This window comes from Telluria sp. LT1R51-2 (assembly GCF_059685775.1).
On sequence record NZ_JCASIM010000001.1, the window covers coordinates 3,017,149 to 3,032,913 of the forward strand.

The 15,765-nt window shown below is 64.2% G+C and carries 10 protein-coding genes; all 10 read right to left on the minus strand.

Features of this window, described 5'->3' with window-relative positions; translation table 11 throughout:
- Positions 1-26: 26 nt before the first annotated feature.
- The gene (locus AC56LH_RS13385) at positions 27-3,545 is read right to left on the minus strand and encodes a response regulator (RefSeq protein ID WP_499646748.1); all 3,519 of its coding nucleotides are present in this window, start codon (positions 3,543-3,545) and stop codon (positions 27-29) included.
- Positions 3,546-3,698: 153 nt separating this feature from the next.
- Positions 3,699-6,242 carry an excinuclease ABC subunit UvrA gene (gene uvrA / locus AC56LH_RS13390; RefSeq protein ID WP_499646750.1) on the minus strand — a complete coding sequence of 848 codons (2,544 nt, stop codon included), beginning with the start codon at positions 6,240-6,242 and terminating at the stop codon, positions 3,699-3,701.
- Between the two features lie 87 nt (positions 6,243-6,329).
- Positions 6,330-7,298 carry an IS1595 family transposase gene (locus tag AC56LH_RS13395; RefSeq protein ID WP_499646752.1) on the minus strand — a complete coding sequence of 323 codons (969 nt, stop codon included), beginning with the start codon at positions 7,296-7,298 and terminating at the stop codon, positions 6,330-6,332.
- A gap of 116 nt (positions 7,299-7,414) precedes the next feature.
- Positions 7,415-8,326: a phytanoyl-CoA dioxygenase family protein gene (locus tag AC56LH_RS13400; RefSeq protein ID WP_499646754.1), complete on the minus strand. Its 912-nt coding sequence runs from the start codon at positions 8,324-8,326 to the stop codon at positions 7,415-7,417.
- Positions 8,277-9,440, minus strand: a complete 1,164-nt coding sequence (locus tag AC56LH_RS13405) for a TIGR03088 family PEP-CTERM/XrtA system glycosyltransferase (protein WP_499646756.1) — start codon at positions 9,438-9,440, stop codon at positions 8,277-8,279. The genes AC56LH_RS13400 and AC56LH_RS13405 overlap by 50 nt, the downstream gene beginning before the upstream one ends.
- Positions 9,427-10,653, minus strand: coding sequence for a glycosyltransferase family 4 protein (locus AC56LH_RS13410; protein ID WP_499646758.1), 1,227 nt, complete (start codon positions 10,651-10,653; stop codon positions 9,427-9,429). Before AC56LH_RS13410 ends, AC56LH_RS13405 begins: the two co-directional genes overlap by 14 nt.
- A 116-nt stretch (positions 10,654-10,769) precedes the next feature.
- Positions 10,770-12,032 carry a glycosyltransferase gene (locus AC56LH_RS13415; protein ID WP_499646761.1) on the minus strand — a complete coding sequence of 421 codons (1,263 nt, stop codon included), beginning with the start codon at positions 12,030-12,032 and terminating at the stop codon, positions 10,770-10,772.
- An 18-nt stretch (positions 12,033-12,050) separates the two neighbouring features.
- Complete coding sequence (locus AC56LH_RS13420; RefSeq protein ID WP_499646763.1) at positions 12,051-12,587, minus strand: pyridoxamine 5'-phosphate oxidase family protein; 537 nt, start codon at positions 12,585-12,587, stop codon at positions 12,051-12,053.
- 135 nt (positions 12,588-12,722) lie between these two features.
- Positions 12,723-13,205, minus strand: a complete 483-nt coding sequence (locus AC56LH_RS13425) for a cyanophycin metabolism-associated DUF1854 family protein (protein ID WP_499646765.1) — start codon at positions 13,203-13,205, stop codon at positions 12,723-12,725.
- Positions 13,202-15,481 (minus strand): cyanophycin metabolism-associated ABC transporter, encoded by a 2,280-nt coding sequence (locus AC56LH_RS13430; protein WP_499646767.1) that lies wholly within the window; start codon positions 15,479-15,481, stop codon positions 13,202-13,204. Before AC56LH_RS13430 ends, AC56LH_RS13425 begins: the two co-directional genes overlap by 4 nt.
- Between the last annotated feature and the right edge of the window lie 284 nt (positions 15,482-15,765).

The window sequence follows — 15,765 nt, forward strand, 5'->3', positions numbered from 1 at the left end:
GATGTCGAAGTCGCTCGGCGTATGGCTCAAATGCGCTCCAGGGTCGGCATCCAGACCCGCAACAGGGAGTACAGGCGGGACAGGTCAATCGGCTTGGCCAGGTAATCGTTGGCGCCGGCGGCCAGGCATTGTTCCTGGTCGTCCTTCATCGCCTTGGCCGTGATGGCGATGATCGGGAGGCGGTCGAAGCGGCCGTCGGCGCGGATGCGGCGCGTCGCTTCCATGCCGTCCATCCCCGGCATCATGATGTCCATCAGCACCAGGTCGATGCCCGGTACTTCATCGAGTTTTGCGATCGCTTCAAAGCCGTTACGGCCCACTTCGACCTTCGCGCCGCGCTGCTCGAGCGCCGCGGTCAGTGCAAACACGTTGCGCACATCGTCGTCCACCAGCAGGATGGTACGGCCTTCGAACACGCGGTCGCGCCCGCGCACGGCCTTGAGCATGCTCTGGCGCTCGGTCGACAGTTCAGATTCGACCTTGTGCAGGAACAGCGTGACTTCGTCGAGCAGGCGCTCGGGCGAGCGCGCGCCCTTGATGATGATCGAGCGCGAGTAGCGCAGCAGCTGGGCTTCTTCGTCGCGGGTCAGGTTGCGACCCGTGTAGACGATCACGGGCGGGAACGAGCACAGCTCTTCATGCGACATGCGCTCGAGCAGTTCGCCACCCTGCATGTCGGGCAGCTTCAGATCGATGACCATGCAGTCGAAGATTTCGGCGCGCAGCAGATTGAGCGCTTCGTTGGCCGTGCCCACTGCCGAGATCTGCACGTCGTCGTCGGCGATCAGCGCCACGACGCTTTCGCGCTGGCGTTCGTCGTCCTCGACCAGCAGCACGCGCTTGATCTTCTGCGCCGACTTCTCTTGCAGCTTGCGGAACACTTCTTCGAGTTCTTCGCGGCTGGCAGGCTTGAGCGCATAACCGATCGCGCCCAAGTGCAGCGCCTCGCCGCCGTTCTCGATGCTGGAGATGATGTGCACCGGGATGTGGCGCGTGGCCGGGTTGTCCTTCAGTTGCTGGAGTACGGTCAGGCCCGAGCGGTCGGGCAGGCGCACGTCGAGCAGCACGGCGTCGGGCCGCTGGCTGATCGCCAGCGCCAGGCCTTCTTCGGCGCTCATCGCCACGAGGCAGCGGTAATCGAGCTCGCGCGCCAGGTCGTACAGGATGCGCGCGAACGCCATTTCGTCCTCGACCACCAGCACGCTGCGGCGGCCATCGGCCGGGCGGTCGCGGTCATCCGGGAAGCTTTCGTAATGGTCGGTCACGACCGGCGCGGGCGCTGGCGCCGGTGCCGGTGCAGGTGCTGGCGCAGCAGCGCGGACCACCGGGGCCGGCGCATGGTACGGCTGCGCACTGGTCACCACGGAGGCCGACATCGACGAGGCAGACGAGAGCTGGGAATCCGGCAGGCGCTGCGGCAGTGTCAACGTAAACACACTACCCTGGTCCGGCGCGCTCGACACGGAAATGCCGCCGCCCAGCAGGCGCGTGAGGTCGCGTGAAATCGACAGGCCCAGGCCCGTGCCGCCAAAGCGGCGGCTGGTGGTGCCGTCAGCCTGGTGGAAGGCGTCGAAAATCTTGTCCTGCTGGTCGGGCGCGATGCCGATCCCGCTGTCCTGCACGCGGAACGCCACGGCGCCATCGGACGTGGTGAGCACCGACAGCGTGACGGCGCCCGCGTCGGTGAACTTGACGGCGTTCGACAGCAGGTTCTTGAGGATCTGCTCTATGCGCTGGCGGTCGGTGTTGATCGCAGCCGGCACGTCGGGCGCCACGTCGATGCGGAACTCGAGCGACTTCTGGCGCGCGAGCGGCTCGAACGTGCGCGCCAGGCCTTCGACGACGCGCCGCACCGGCACGTCTTCGGGCACCAGTTCCAGCTTGCCCGCTTCGACCTTCGAGATATCGAGAATGTCGTTGATCAGGTGCAGCAGGTCATTGCCGGCCGAATAGATGGTTTGTGCGAAGCGCACCTGCTCGTCGCTCAGGTTGCCCGGCGTATTGTCCGACAGCAGCTTGGCCAGGATCAGCGAGCTGTTCAGTGGCGTGCGCAGCTCGTGCGACATATTGGCCAGGAACTCGGACTTGTAGCGGCTCGCGCTTTCCAGCTCCACGGCGCGTTGCTGCAACTGGTCCTGCGCCGACTGCAGCGCCGAATTCTTCATGTCCAGGCTGAGGGCCTGTTCGGCCAGCTGGTCGTTGGTGGTGCGCAGCTCTGCCTGTTGATTTTCGAGCGCCGACTGCGATTCCTCGAGTGCGCGCGACTGTTCTTCGAGCTCTTCGTTGGCGGTGCGCAGCTCTTCCTGCTGGACTTGCAGTTCTTCGTTGAGCGTCTGGCTTTCTTCGAGCGAATCCTGCAGGCGCTGACGGTACAGCACCGCCGCCATGGCCGCCCCCACCGCCTGCGCGATGAAGCCGAGGAATTCACGGTCGCGCAGTTCCACCGGACGCAGGAAGGCGATCTCGAACACGCCCTTGACCTTGCCGTGGTTGTAGAACGGCGCAATGATCAGCGCGCGCGGGGCGGTCTCGCCCAGGCTCGAGCTGACCTTCATGTAGTTGGGCGGCAGTTCGTCCAGCACCATCAGGCGGTTTTCCTGCGCTGCCTGGCTGGCCAGCGACGCGCCAGGCTGGATGAATTCGGCACGTTCGGACGGGGTGTGGTTGAAGCCATACGCGCCAATGCGGCGCAGCACGCCGTCTTCGCTACGCACGTACATGGCGCCCACGACGCCGTCGAGATACTTGACGACGTACGGCAGCACCGCATCGGCCAGCGGCTCGAGGTGGTGGATGCCGGCGCTGCGTACGGTCAGTTCGTTCTGGCCGGTACGGAGCCACTCCTGGTGGCGCAGTTTTTCATTGTGCTCGGCTTCGTGGCCCAGCACTTCGTTATAGGTATTGGACAGCGTCATCAACTGGCGCCGACCGAAGATGGCCAGACCGCCACCAACCAGCGCCGAGAGCAGCAAAAACAGCGCCACAGACCAGAAGGTCGTGCTGCGCGCGTTGTCGCTGCGCTCCTGCAGCAGCCGGGCTTCGGCCGCCAGCACCAGGTCGAAATTGCGGCGCATCTCGTCGGTGAGCAAGCGGCCGCGGCCGCTTCTGACCGCGTCGATGTAGTTCAGGTCATTGGCCCGGCGCCGCGCGATCATCTCGTCGGCAAACGCCTCCCACTGCTTCTGGACCTGCGCAATGCGCGTAATGCGCTCGGCCTGCGCGCCATTGTCCTTGACCAGTTCGCCCAGCGTATCGAGGCTGCTGCCCATCCGCTGCGCCGACAGCAGATAGGGTGTCAGGAACTCTTCGTCGCCCGCCAGCAGATAGCCGCGCATGCCGGCTTCCATCTCGGCCGACAGCTTGCGTATCTCGTGCGCATTGCCGATCACCTTCTGGGAATGCTCGACCCAGGTCAGGTTATTGATCAGGTAGGCGATGATGCCAACGAACACGACCGCACTGACAATGCTCATGCCTAACGGCAGTGCGACATTGCGGGAAAGGATGCGGCGAAATGCGCTGTTGTCGATGGTTGGACCGGGCATGCCTGTTGTTCTGTTAGAAAAAAAATATCCCAAGTGTAACGCAAATGTGTCATCGCGCCCACACGAAATGCGCACGGTCGTGCCAAAGCGCGACCGTGCACAACACCGTAATCTTAGCAAAATGGATACGCGCCGGGCGCACCGCTTCGCGTGCTACCTGGCCTCAACCAGATGCGGCTTGAGGTACTGCGCGGTGCGGCTTTTCTTGTTGCGTGCGACATCCTGTGGCGGCCCGGCGACCACGATATTGCCGCCAAGATCGCCCGCACCGGGACCGACATCGATCACCCAGTCGCTGCCGGCGACCACGCGCATCGTATGTTCGACCACGATCACCGTGTTGCCAGCGTCCACCAGGCGGTTCAGTTGCACCATCAGGCGGTCGGCATCGACCGGGTGCAGGCCGGTGGTCGGCTCGTCCAGCACGTACAGCGCATTGCCGCGCGTGGCGCGCTGCAGCTCGGACGCCAGCTTGATGCGCTGCGCCTCGCCGCCCGACAGCTCGGTGGCCGGCTGGCCCAGGCGCAGGTAATCCAGCCCCACCTCGTTCAGCACTTCCAGCGAGCGCTCGACCAGCGCCTCATCTTTAAAGAAAGTGATCGCCTCGCCCACCGTCATGCCCAGCACCTCGGCGATATTCTTGCCCCGGTACGTCACTTCGAGCGTCTGCGCGTTGTAGCGCGCGCCGTCGCAGGTCGGGCATGGCGCGTACACGCTCGGCAGGAACAACAGCTCGACCATCACGAAGCCTTCGCCGGCGCAGTGCTCGCAGCGGCCCTTGGCGACGTTGAACGAGAAACGGCCAGCGTCGAAACGGCGTTTCTTCGCGTCCGGCGTGGCCGCAAACAGCTTGCGTACCTGGTCGAACAGGCCCGTGTAGGTGGCCAGGTTCGAGCGCGGGGTGCGCCCGATCGGCTTCTGGTCGACCCGCACCAGACGCCGCACGCCTTCCATACCGGCCACGATGCGCCCTTCCAGTGGCAAGGCTTCGTCGCGTTCGAGATCCGGTTCATCGGACTGCTCTTCGGCCACGGCACTACCCTGCCCCAGAGCCGCGCTGACCAGCTCGACGAGCACCTGGCTGACCAGGCTCGATTTACCGGAGCCCGACACGCCCGTCACGCTCGTGAGTACGCCAAGCGGGAACGCGACGGCGAGATCCTGCAGATTGTTGCGGCGCACGCCTTCGAGCTTGAGCCAGCCGGTCGGTTCACGCGGCGTGCGCGGGTCCAGGGCCGCTTCGCCGAACAGGTAACGCCGCGTTTGCGATGCTTCCACGTCGCGCAAGCCGTCCGGCACGCCGCTGTACAACACCTGGCCGCCGCGCTCGCCTGCCAGCGGGCCGACGTCGACGATCCAGTCGGCCTGGCGGATCACGTCCAGCGCGTGCTCGACGACAAACAGCGAATTGCCGGCCGCTTTCAGTTGCGCGAGCGCGTCGAGCAGTGCTTCGGCGTCGGCCGGATGCAGGCCGGCCGACGGCTCATCGAGCACGTAGACGACACCAAACAGGCTTGAACGCACTTGCGTGGCCAGGCGCAAGCGCTGCAGTTCGCCCGGCGACAGACTCGGCGTGCTGCGATCGAGCGCCAGATAACCGAGGCCCAGCGCCAGCAGCACCTCGATGCGCGCCGACAGGTCGTCGGCGATGCGCCGGCGCACGATCAGCTGCTCGGCGTGCAAGCCTTTCTCGACCTTGCTGGTCGCGCGGGTGTATGGCGCCAGCAGTTCAGCCAGGCGCGCCAGTGGCAGGCGCGAGAGTTCGGCGATGTCCATGCCGGCAAACGTCACCGACAGCGACTCGCGCCGCAGACGCTTGCCTTCGCATTCCGGACACGCGGTGCTGACCATGTAACGCGCCACGCGCTTTTTCATCGACGCGCTTTCGGTATTGGCAAAGGTCTGCATCACATAGCGGCGCACGCCGGTGAACGTGCCTTGGTAGCTGGGCGTGTCCTTGCGCTTGAGCGCGGCGCGGGTTTCCGCAGGCGTCAGGCCGCCGTACACGGGCACGCTCGGGCTTTCGTCGGTGTACAGGATCCACTCGCGGTCTTTCTTCGGCAGATCGCGCCACGGGGTGTCGACGTCGTAGCCCAGCGTCACCAGAATGTCGCGCAGGTTCTGGCCGTGCCAGGCCGGCGGCCAGGCGGCAATCGCCCGTTCGCGGATCGTCAGGCTGTCGTCCGGGACCATCGATTGCTCGGTCACCTCGAACACGCGCCCCATGCCCGAACAGCGCGGGCACGCGCCCTGCGGCGTGTTGGGCGAGAACGATTCGGCGTACAGCAGCTCTTGCCCGGCCGGATAATCGCCGGCGCGCGAATACAGCATGCGCAGCGAATTGGACAGCGTGCTGACACTGCCGACCGACGAGCGGGCCGTGGGCGTGCCGCGCTGCTGCTGCAGGGCGACAGCCGGCGGCAAGCCTTCGATCGTGTCGACCTCGGGCACCGGCATCTGGTGGAACAGGCGGCGCGCGTAGGGCGAGACCGATTCGAGGTAGCGGCGCTGCGCCTCGGCGTACAGCGTCCCGAAGGCGAGCGACGATTTACCCGAGCCCGAGACACCGGTAAATACGACGAGCTGTCCGCGCGGGATGTCGAGGCTGACGTTTTTCAGATTGTGTTCGCGGGCGCCGCGGACATGGACGAAGCCGTCTTCGGCAGCGTTCTGGGTGGTGGTTTTCTTGCTGGGCATCTGCCCTCCGGCGTGAATAGCGATCACGCATTGAACGACGGCAGGCAGACGGTGTCGGTGCGCTTGTCAACAATGGCGCATTCAACGTTATCTGTTGATGACGCCGATTGCGATGATCAGCAATTGTTCTGCGGAACTAACCCGGCTGCCGTCCAGTGCCCAGCGCCAACCCAGATAATTGGGCAAATAGCGTGAAGCAACACCACGAAAGCCCGATAGCCAGTCCTTGAAGCGCTGGTGATAAGCGTTCACGTTCTGGACGTGGATGGCGCGGTTGCCCGAATGGCGGACCCTGACGCCGGCGCGTAGGTTGACCGCTTCGTGCGCGATCCGGTGCTTGCGTGCAAAGGCGCGATAGGCGCGATGGCCGTCGCTCACCAGCAGCGCCTGCGGATCGAGCCGGGGAAGCAGATCGCGCTCGAGTTGGGCGGCGGTGAGTGCACCGCGGCCGGTAACGGCATCGACCGTGCGCCCGTTGCGGTCGCGCGCCACCAGGATGCAGTCGAGCTGCGTTGAAATGCCACGCACGCTGGATCGCCCGCCGCGCCGGCGTGGCGGGCGATCCAGCGTGCGTGATCCTTCTTGTGATTCGAGCAGGAACGTTTCGTCAGCCTCGACGATGCCATTCAGGGATGCAGGCCGGTCGAACTTCACCCAATCGAGGAAGCGGTGACGCCATCGGAAGGCGGTATTGCGATGCACGCCAACCCGATCTGCGCCCTTGCGCACTGACAGTGAGTCAAGCAGCACTTGGGAATACGCGAGCCACTTGGCCTTGAGCCTGAGCCGTGCCAGCGGTGTGCCGCTCAGGTCATTGAATGTGCGCCCGCAGGCGCAGCAGCGAAAGCGCTGCAGGTCGTTGGCGAAGCCGTGCCGGTGGCAGCGCCCGTTGCCACAGCGGGGACAGCAGCGGCCAGGCGCTCTGGCCTGGGCGATCAGCGCCACCACTTGATCGAGACCGACCGCAGGATGCAAGGCATCGAGCACTTGCCGGCGCTGCGGCTGATTCAGCGATGGCAGACTGGCGAACCAGCTCTTGAAACGTGGCGCTTTCATGATCGATTCCTGGTGCTGGGGACAGGGGTTCGACCACCGGGCTGCTCATCAGTTCAAAGTTAGCCTCTATTTAACGTTGACTGCGCCTCAACAATTGACAGGTGAATGGTGCACCGTCACGCCCGTGGCGGCGTGCGCACGGTAGGAAACAGCCGGTGCGCCGCACGCGCGCCGGTGTCTTTCAGCCGCTGCAGGCGCGTGGGCGGCGTCAATCGGTCCAGTCGCCGGGCAAAATGACTGATCCCGGGCAGTTCCACACCGAACAGTTGCTGGCGCTGCGGGGACGCGGCGAACTGCGCCAGATCGGCCGGCGCCGCATTGCCATGCGACTTCATCCAGAAATGTCCGTAGGTATAGATCAGGGACGTACGTACATGCGGGGACCGGTTGTCCTCGGCCATGTGGAGCACGTGCGTGTTGAACAGCACGGCGTCGCCGGCGCGCGGCACGATCCGGGCAACGGCGGCCGATCCGGACAGTGTCACCCGGTGTGGATTGACGTGGTGTGGTGGAAAGTGCTGGCTGCCGGGAATGAATGCAAGGCAGCCCTGATCAGGCGTCAGATCCTCGAAAAACACATGCAGCTTGACCAGCAGATTCGGTGTGTGGGCATGATTCACCCCGAGCACATTCGCCAGATCGGAATGAAACGGGCTGGTGAAGGTCGGCCCCGGATAGAACAGCCGCGCACTGGTTTCGTTGAGCGCCAGGTCTTCCCCCACGGTCATGCGCAGCAGCGGCAGCAAGGCCGGCAGATCCACCAGATCGACAAAGACCGGATCGGCATCGAGAATGCCCGGCAGGTCGATAAAACGGGCCCCGTCAGCGCGCTGTTGCTCGATGAATGCGCTGCTGCGCTCGCGCGCGCCAGCGAACGCACCCCGCACGCGTTCGGTCATGGATGGTTCGAGAAGACCGGGCAGATGGACGAAGCCCTGCGTGTCGAATTGCAGTTTCAGGTCAAGAAGATGGTCAGCGCTATACATGGGTCTGGTGTGAAGAAGAAAGCGGCCGTCGGTGCCGGCCATACAGGGTGTCGTACTGCATCACCATCGTATCGACGCAAAAATGGGCCTGGACACGCGCCCGGCCCGCCGCGCCATGGCGCCCGGCCAGCGCCGGATCGGCGATATAGGCGCCAATGGCGCCGGCAAGCGAGTGCGGATCGGCGGGGTCGGACAACAGGCCGGTCTGTCCGTCCAGCACCAGCTGCGGCACCCCGCCGACCCTGCTTGCGACCACCGGCAACCCGGTCGCCATCGCCTCCATGATGGTCACCGGCGTGCCTTCGGACAGCGAAGGCAACACGAACACGGAAAAGCTGCGCATGATCTGCGCCACATCGGCGCGTGCGCCGGGCAGCCAGACCTGGTGTCCCCACGCCTCGCGGGCGACGCGCTCACGCAGGGCCGGCAGCAGCGGGCCATCGCCGACGATCGCCAGGCGCAGGTCGGCCTGTTGCAGCGGGAACGTGGCGAGCAGCAGGGCAAAGGCGTCGAGCAAACCGTCATGGTGCTTGATGCGGTCAATCCGGCCGACGGTGCCGATCCAGATCGTCCGGGTCGCGCCTGGCTCATGTTCGGGGCCAGGCGTGAAGTGCGTCGTGTCCACGCCATTGGCGATCAGGCGGATCTTGTGCTGCGGCACACCGACGGTATGACGCAGCCAGGCGCCCAGGTCGGCCGACACCGGGACGAAGGTGTCGATGAACGGCGCGAGCAGGCGCCGGAGCGTGTTGTACTTGCGATGCCTGCCGCTCATTTCAACGCTGTCGCGGCCGTGCTCGGCGTGGATGCGAAGCGGCACGCCGGCCAGCCAGGCGGTCAGGCCATACTCGATCGTGCTGATGTTGTAGGTGTGGAGCACGGCGGGACGCAGCCGGCGCAGCAGCGTCCACAGTGCCCGGTGCGACGAGAAGCTCTGCCCCGGCTGCTTGTCGAGTGTGTAGAACTGGACGTCCGGCCTGTGCACGAGATTGGCATAGGCCGTATGGCCTGCAAGGCAAATCACCGCGTGCCGGTAGTGCTGCGCCGGCATGCGGTTGATACATTGCGCCAGCAGCGTCTGCAGCCCGCCGACCTCGAAGCGGTACAGCACATGGACGACGAGCGGGGCCGTCAAATCGGCCTCAGTGCAGGTCACGAATGGCATCCGCGTTGCAGGCCGCCGGACGCGCCAGCGGTAATGGGCGCATCGCCGCGTTGTGGAACAACCGGATCTGGCCGCGGGTCGTCTCATCCCAGCCGAAGTCTTGCGCATAGGCGCGCGTGGCCGCATGGTCCGGGTAATTGGCGCGCAAGCGTCGTACGCCATCGGCCACGCCCTGCGCTGTCAGCGTGTCCATCAGCACGCCGGCCGCCGGTGCGCGTACGACCTCCGGCGTGCCCCAGACATTGCTGGCCACCACAGGGGTGCCGCACGCCATGGCTTCGAGCAGGACATTGGCCCACCCTTCGCGGCTCGACGCCAGGACGAGCGCGTCCGCCGCACCGTAGTACTGGCACAGGACATCCTGCGTCAGTGGTCCGAGGAACGTGACCCGCCCGGCAACGCCAAGGGCTCTGGCCAGCGCTTCGAGCCTGCCCCGCTCCGGCCCGCTGCCAGCGATCATCAGGCGCACGCCGGCCAGTTGCGGCAGCGCCTGGATGACGAGGTGGTGTCCCTTGCGGGGATCAAGATAACCGACCGACAGCAGGGTGAACCCGTCCAGGCCCAATGCGCGGCGTGTTTCCTCACGGCCCACGGGCTTGAACAACTGCAGGTCGACGCCATTGCGCAAGGTCGTAATGCGCCGGCCATCGGCACCGTACCTGATCATCTCGGTCCTGAGCGCTTCACAGACGGTGATGACCTCTGCTGCCTGCGCGGCCGCCCACAGGATCATGCGCCGGGGGATGGGATAACGGAGAATCAGATTGATGTCGGTGCCCAGCGCCGATATGACGACCGGCTTGTTGAAGTACTTGCCGAGCAGCGCAGCGGCGACACCGTCGGGATAAAAATAATGGGCATCGATGACATCGAAGTCATACCCTTCGTCGAGCAGACGGCCGATGACGCCTTTGGCCGCGCAGGCAAGACTCATCGGCGCAAGATGCATGCCGATCTTGGGCAGCACGGCGAAGCGCGGGTGGTGCACGTCCACGCCAATGCGCGTTTCGGTCTTCGGCGCCCTGGCCAGCACGCTGTAGCCGCCAAACATGTCGCCGCTGAATGGAAACCAGGGAATCGGCGCCACGACCTTCGCGGTGATCTGGCCTGTCTCGAGCTGATGCCGTAACGTCGTTTCGGTAAAAATCCCGTGGTGTGGCTTGGCGGCGTTAGGAAACAATGTGCTGAAGGTCAGGATTTTCATGATCACGTATTCGGCACCAGCGCAGGACGGCTGATGCAACGGCAATCAGGAATTTTCTCACCCGTTCAGGATTGTTTCAATAATTATATTTACTTTTTATAAATTTTTTAAAGTAACTATCCATGCACGTGGGATGGATGCGACACCAGCGTTTCCAGCGCCGCGCACAAGCCATCGATCCCGGGCCCTTGCGCCTGCGACATTGCAATCTCGGCGCACCGGCGGGCGTATCTGTCATCGTCGATCAGTGTCGAGAGTGCATCGGCCATGCGGCGCGCTGTCACCTTCGTCGCATGCAGGCTCACGCCCGCGCCCAGCGCGACCACCCTCGCCGCATTATCGAACTGATCGTGCGCGAGCGGCACCACCAGTTGCGGCGTGCCGGCGCGCAGCGCTTCGGCCGTGGTGCCGATGCCGCCGTGGTGGACCAGCGCAGCAACATGTGGCAACAAGGCCTTGAGCGGCACGTAGTCTTGCCAGCAGATGGATGGCGGCAGCGAGCCAGGTAACTGCTCGCGGTGCGGCGTCAGAAAAATCGCCCGCAGGCCCAGTTGCGCAACGGCGTGCGCCGCCGCTTCAAAATAGCGCCCTGCCTGCCGGTTACCGGTGCCTGGCGTGAACACCACCGGTGGCGCACCGGCAGCAAGAAACGCCCGCAGCGTGGCGCTCGGCGCAGCGTCCGGGTCAGGATCGTACAGCGGAAAGCCAGCCTGATAGAGCGGCTGCGGCCAGTCCGGCACGGGCGCAGCAAACCAGTTGGGAAACAGCGCCAGCGACAGGTCGGGAATGGTCTGGATGTAGTCGATCAGGCTGCGCACGCGGGGCAAGCCCCGCTCTTCACGCGCCGCGTTCAGGCCGGGCAAGGCAACCGGATCGATGAAGCGCGCGGCAAGCGTGCGCCACAGCCAGCGCCGCACGCTGTGCGGCACCCAGGTCGGCACGGGCCAGGGCCCCAGCAGCAGCGGATCGTGTACGGTAGGCAGGTTCGACGGCGCCAGCCAGGTCGCTGCAATACGCAGCCCAGGCTGGTTGAGGCGGCACAAATCCGCTTCGGGCAGCGCCAGTGGATGCACGAGCAGCAAGGTGTCCTTGCCACTGTCGAGCGCAGCCACCATCGCAGGTAGCTGCGCCATCGCCGGACGCGTTGCATCCCACACCACAGCCAGGCCACGGGTAGGATGCCACAGGTCGGGATGGTCGAGCACGGCCGGGTCGGCCGGCAACCCATGAAACGTCAGGCCAGCCGCATCGACGTACAGCGCATGCAGGTCGGGCCCGAGAAAATCGACGCGGTGCCCGCGCTCGCGCAGGGCCCGCCCGATCCACAGGAACGGGAACAGGTCCCCGGCCGAGCCCATCGTCACCAGGATTACATGCATGGGCCCGCCCTTCTTGATTTAGAAGGTCAGCGTACCTTCAATGGAATCATCCAGCGTCTTGCCGAGCACGGCGCCGATCGCCATTTTTGCACCGGCCACGATACCGCCGTGCTTGTTGTCCCAATAATAACCGGACTTCGGGGTGACCTTGATCACGATGATGCGCGGGTCGTCCTCGCCTTCGGTGAACCAGGTTTTCAGCAGCGGCTCCCACAGTTGCTTGATGCGGGCCTTGTCCTGCGAGACTTCGGCGTGGCCGTCGAGTTCGAGAAATGCGGCGTTTTCGCCTGACTGGAAGAACAGTTTGACGGTCGGATTGGCTTGCAGTTCCTGGTTCGTGTGGCTGTCGATCGCGCCCAGGTACCAGATGGCGCCGTTGTCGTCGGTCTCGCGCACGCTCATCGGGCGTACGCCGCGGCTGTCGCCGGTGCCGCCGCCGGTGATGAAGAAGCCGGTCTCGGCATCGTCGATGATGTCCTTGATGCGTTCGATGGCGTCAAGACCTGCCAGATCGCGGCGGTTTTCTTCGGGCTGGTTGCGGTTGATGGAATCCATGGTCGTCTCCTGTTAGCGAAGGCCGTGTGGCCGATGAGACAACTGTAACGTCATCTGCACCGGCGGTATGTTGGCCGACGAACGTACGGGACCACATACCGCCTCTGACGGGTCAAAGCGGGGACGACTCGCCCGTCACAGGAAACGGTCAAGGATCTTGCGGCTGTGCTTGTCGATCTTGAACATGTCGCGCACCAAAAAGTTGATGCCGTGACTGTCGGCCACCAGCAGCGAGGCTTCGCCGATACGGCGGATATCCTCGTCGAGCTTGAGCACGAACTCGGTATCGCCCCGGTCGGTCGTCACATACCAGGTACACGGCGTGGCAAAGCTCGATACATCCTTGATATTGATGATCTCGGGGATGAACTCGCGCCCGCCGATTTCATCGCTGACGAGCGTGCGGATATCCTCCGGCATCGTGGCCAGGTCGTCGATCCAGGCGACTTCCTTGCCGCCGTCGCGCACGAGCGAAATGCCCTTGGTCGGCGCCTGGATCGGGAAGGCGCGCACGGGCGTGATGCCCACGTATTCTTCGCCAGTCGCCAGGGTGATCACCAGCTTGCCGAAAGGGTCGCGGCGCAGCTGGAACGGGGTGGTCGAAACGGTACTCATCATGCGTCCTTGTCGTCGAGGTCCTGGTCCACGTTGCGCGCTTGCGCTTCGTACAGGCGGTGGTAGGCGCCTTCGCGCGCCATCAGGTCATCGTGGCTGCCCTCTTCCACCACCACGCCGCGGTCGAGCACGACCAGGCGGTCGGCGCGGTGCAGCGTTGACAGGCGGTGAGCAATGGCAATGGTCGTGCGGCCCTGCACCAGATTGTCGAGGGCCTTCTGGATTTCCTTCTCGGTTTCCGAGTCCACCGACGAGGTGGCCTCGTCCATGATCAGGATCGGCGGATCGATCAGCAGCGCGCGCGCAATCGAAATGCGCTGGCGCTCGCCGCCCGACAGGCCCTGGCCGCGCTCGCCGACCATCGAATCGTAGCCTTGCGGCAGGCGCAGGATGAATTCGTGCGCATGCGCCGCCCTGGCCGACGCGATGATGTCTTCGCGCGAGGCATCCGGCTTGCCGTAGGCGATGTTCTCGGCAATGGTACCGAAGAACAGGAACGGTTCCTGCAGCACCAGACCGATATTGCGGCGGTAATCGGCGACGGCGAACGAGCGGATATCCTTGCCGTCGAGCAGGATCGCGCCCTCGGACACATCGTAGAAACGGCAGATCAGATTGACCAGCGTGCTCTTGCCCGACCCACTGTGGCCAACCAGGCCAACCATCTCGCCGGCCTTGATGTTCAGCGAGATGCCGCGATTCACGGCGCGGTTGCCGTAGCGGAAACCGACTTCGCGCAGCTCGATATTGCCTTCGACCTTGGTGACCTGCACCGGGTTGACCGGATCGGGCACGCTCGAGACGTGATCGAGAATGTCGAAGATGCGCTTGGCGGCCGAGGCCGACTTTTGCGTGACCGACACGATGCGGCTCATCGAATCGAGCCGCACGTAGAAGCGCCCGCTGTAGGCGATGAAGGCGGTGAGCGTACCGACCGTGATGTCGCCTCGCGAGACTTGCCAGATACCGAAGCACCAGATCACCAGCAAGCCCAGTTCGGTCAGGAACGACACGCTCGGCGAGAACAGCGACCATACGCGGTTGAGCTTATCGTTGACGTTCAGGTTGTGCCGGTTGGCTTCGCGGAAACGGGCCGCTTCGCGCTTTTCTTGTGCAAATGCCTTGACGACGCGGATGCCGGGGATCGTGTCAGCCAGCACATTGGTCACCTCGCCCCACACGCGGTCGATCTTTTCAAAGCCGGTACGCAGTTTGTCGCGCACCAGATGGATCATCCAGGCGATGAATGGCAGCGGCGCAAGCGTCACGAGGGCCAGCCACGGATTGATCGAGAACAGGATCACGCCGGTCATGATGATCATCAGGACATCGGACAGGAAGTCCAGCAGGTGCAGCGACAGGAACACGCAGATGCGGTCGGAACCGCTGCCGATGCGCGCCATCAGGTCGCCCGTGCGCTTGCCGCCGAAAAATTCGAGCGACAGGCGCATCAGGTGTTCATAGGTGGTTGAGCGCAGGTCGGCGCCGATGCGTTCGGAGGCCAGCGCCAGCACATAGGTCTTGGCCCAGCCCAGTGCCCAGGCCAGCACGGCCGAGGCCAGCAAGCCGCCCATATACAGATACACGAGGCTCTTGTCGATCTGCTGCCCGTTCTGGTACGGGATCAGCACATTGTCCATCAGCGGCATCGTCAGGTATGGCGGAATCATGTGCGCCGCGGTCGAGCCCAGCATCAGCAAGAAGCCCAGGAACAATTGCCCCTGGTACGGCCTGGCGAAGCGCCACAGGCGGAACAGCGTCCACGTCGATGGTGGCGTGTGCAGCACTTTTTCGCAGATCGGGCAATCGTCCTGGTCAGCGTCGAGGGGCGCCTTGCAACTTGGACAAGTGTGCTGCTCGGGCGGCTGGATGGCCACGCCGGTCAGCGCGCTTTCCATCTGGTCCTGGAACTGGTCGGCCACGCGCACGGCGTGCAGGTTCTGGCCCAGCGTGAAGCGCCAGCCGGCCAGCAGGCCATGCGCATCGGTCAGTTCGAGATGCCCGACACCGGCGTGATCGTGGTGGCGCAGCGCGAGTCCTTCGCGGTATGGCCAGTCGCGCCACGCCGTTTCGCCCGGCGCACGGGCCAGCAGGCGCCGGTCCGTCACGAGAATTAATCCTTTTGAGAAATGTAATTTCGCATCGAGGTCAACCTCCACGCTGCTTAAAACGTTTTCCCCTGATGCAAGCTGTTTCGCGACGTCACTTTCCCAGTTATCTGGCAAGAAATTGGCGGCTATTGCCAGCGACGACGGATTGGCAAGTTGTTTTGTTGTCATGGTCTGCGCCCGATATGGGCTTTAATTCGGCAAAGATTCGGTATGGGTAAAGCGTGCGGCGGTTGTTGTTATGCCAGGCATGAAACGCTCTACAGAGCGCTAGAACGTTTTTGGGCAGAGTTTGGATGACACGAAATGTGTTTTGACGAAAATATTGCGGCTAAGTAAAAGCCGCAACTGGATCAGATCAGCGCGTGATGTGCGCTGCGATTGGCGAGCTTTCGCTAACGTAGTGACACCTCAGGCATACAAGGACAAGTCGCCGGTGTGGGAGTAGCGCCAGG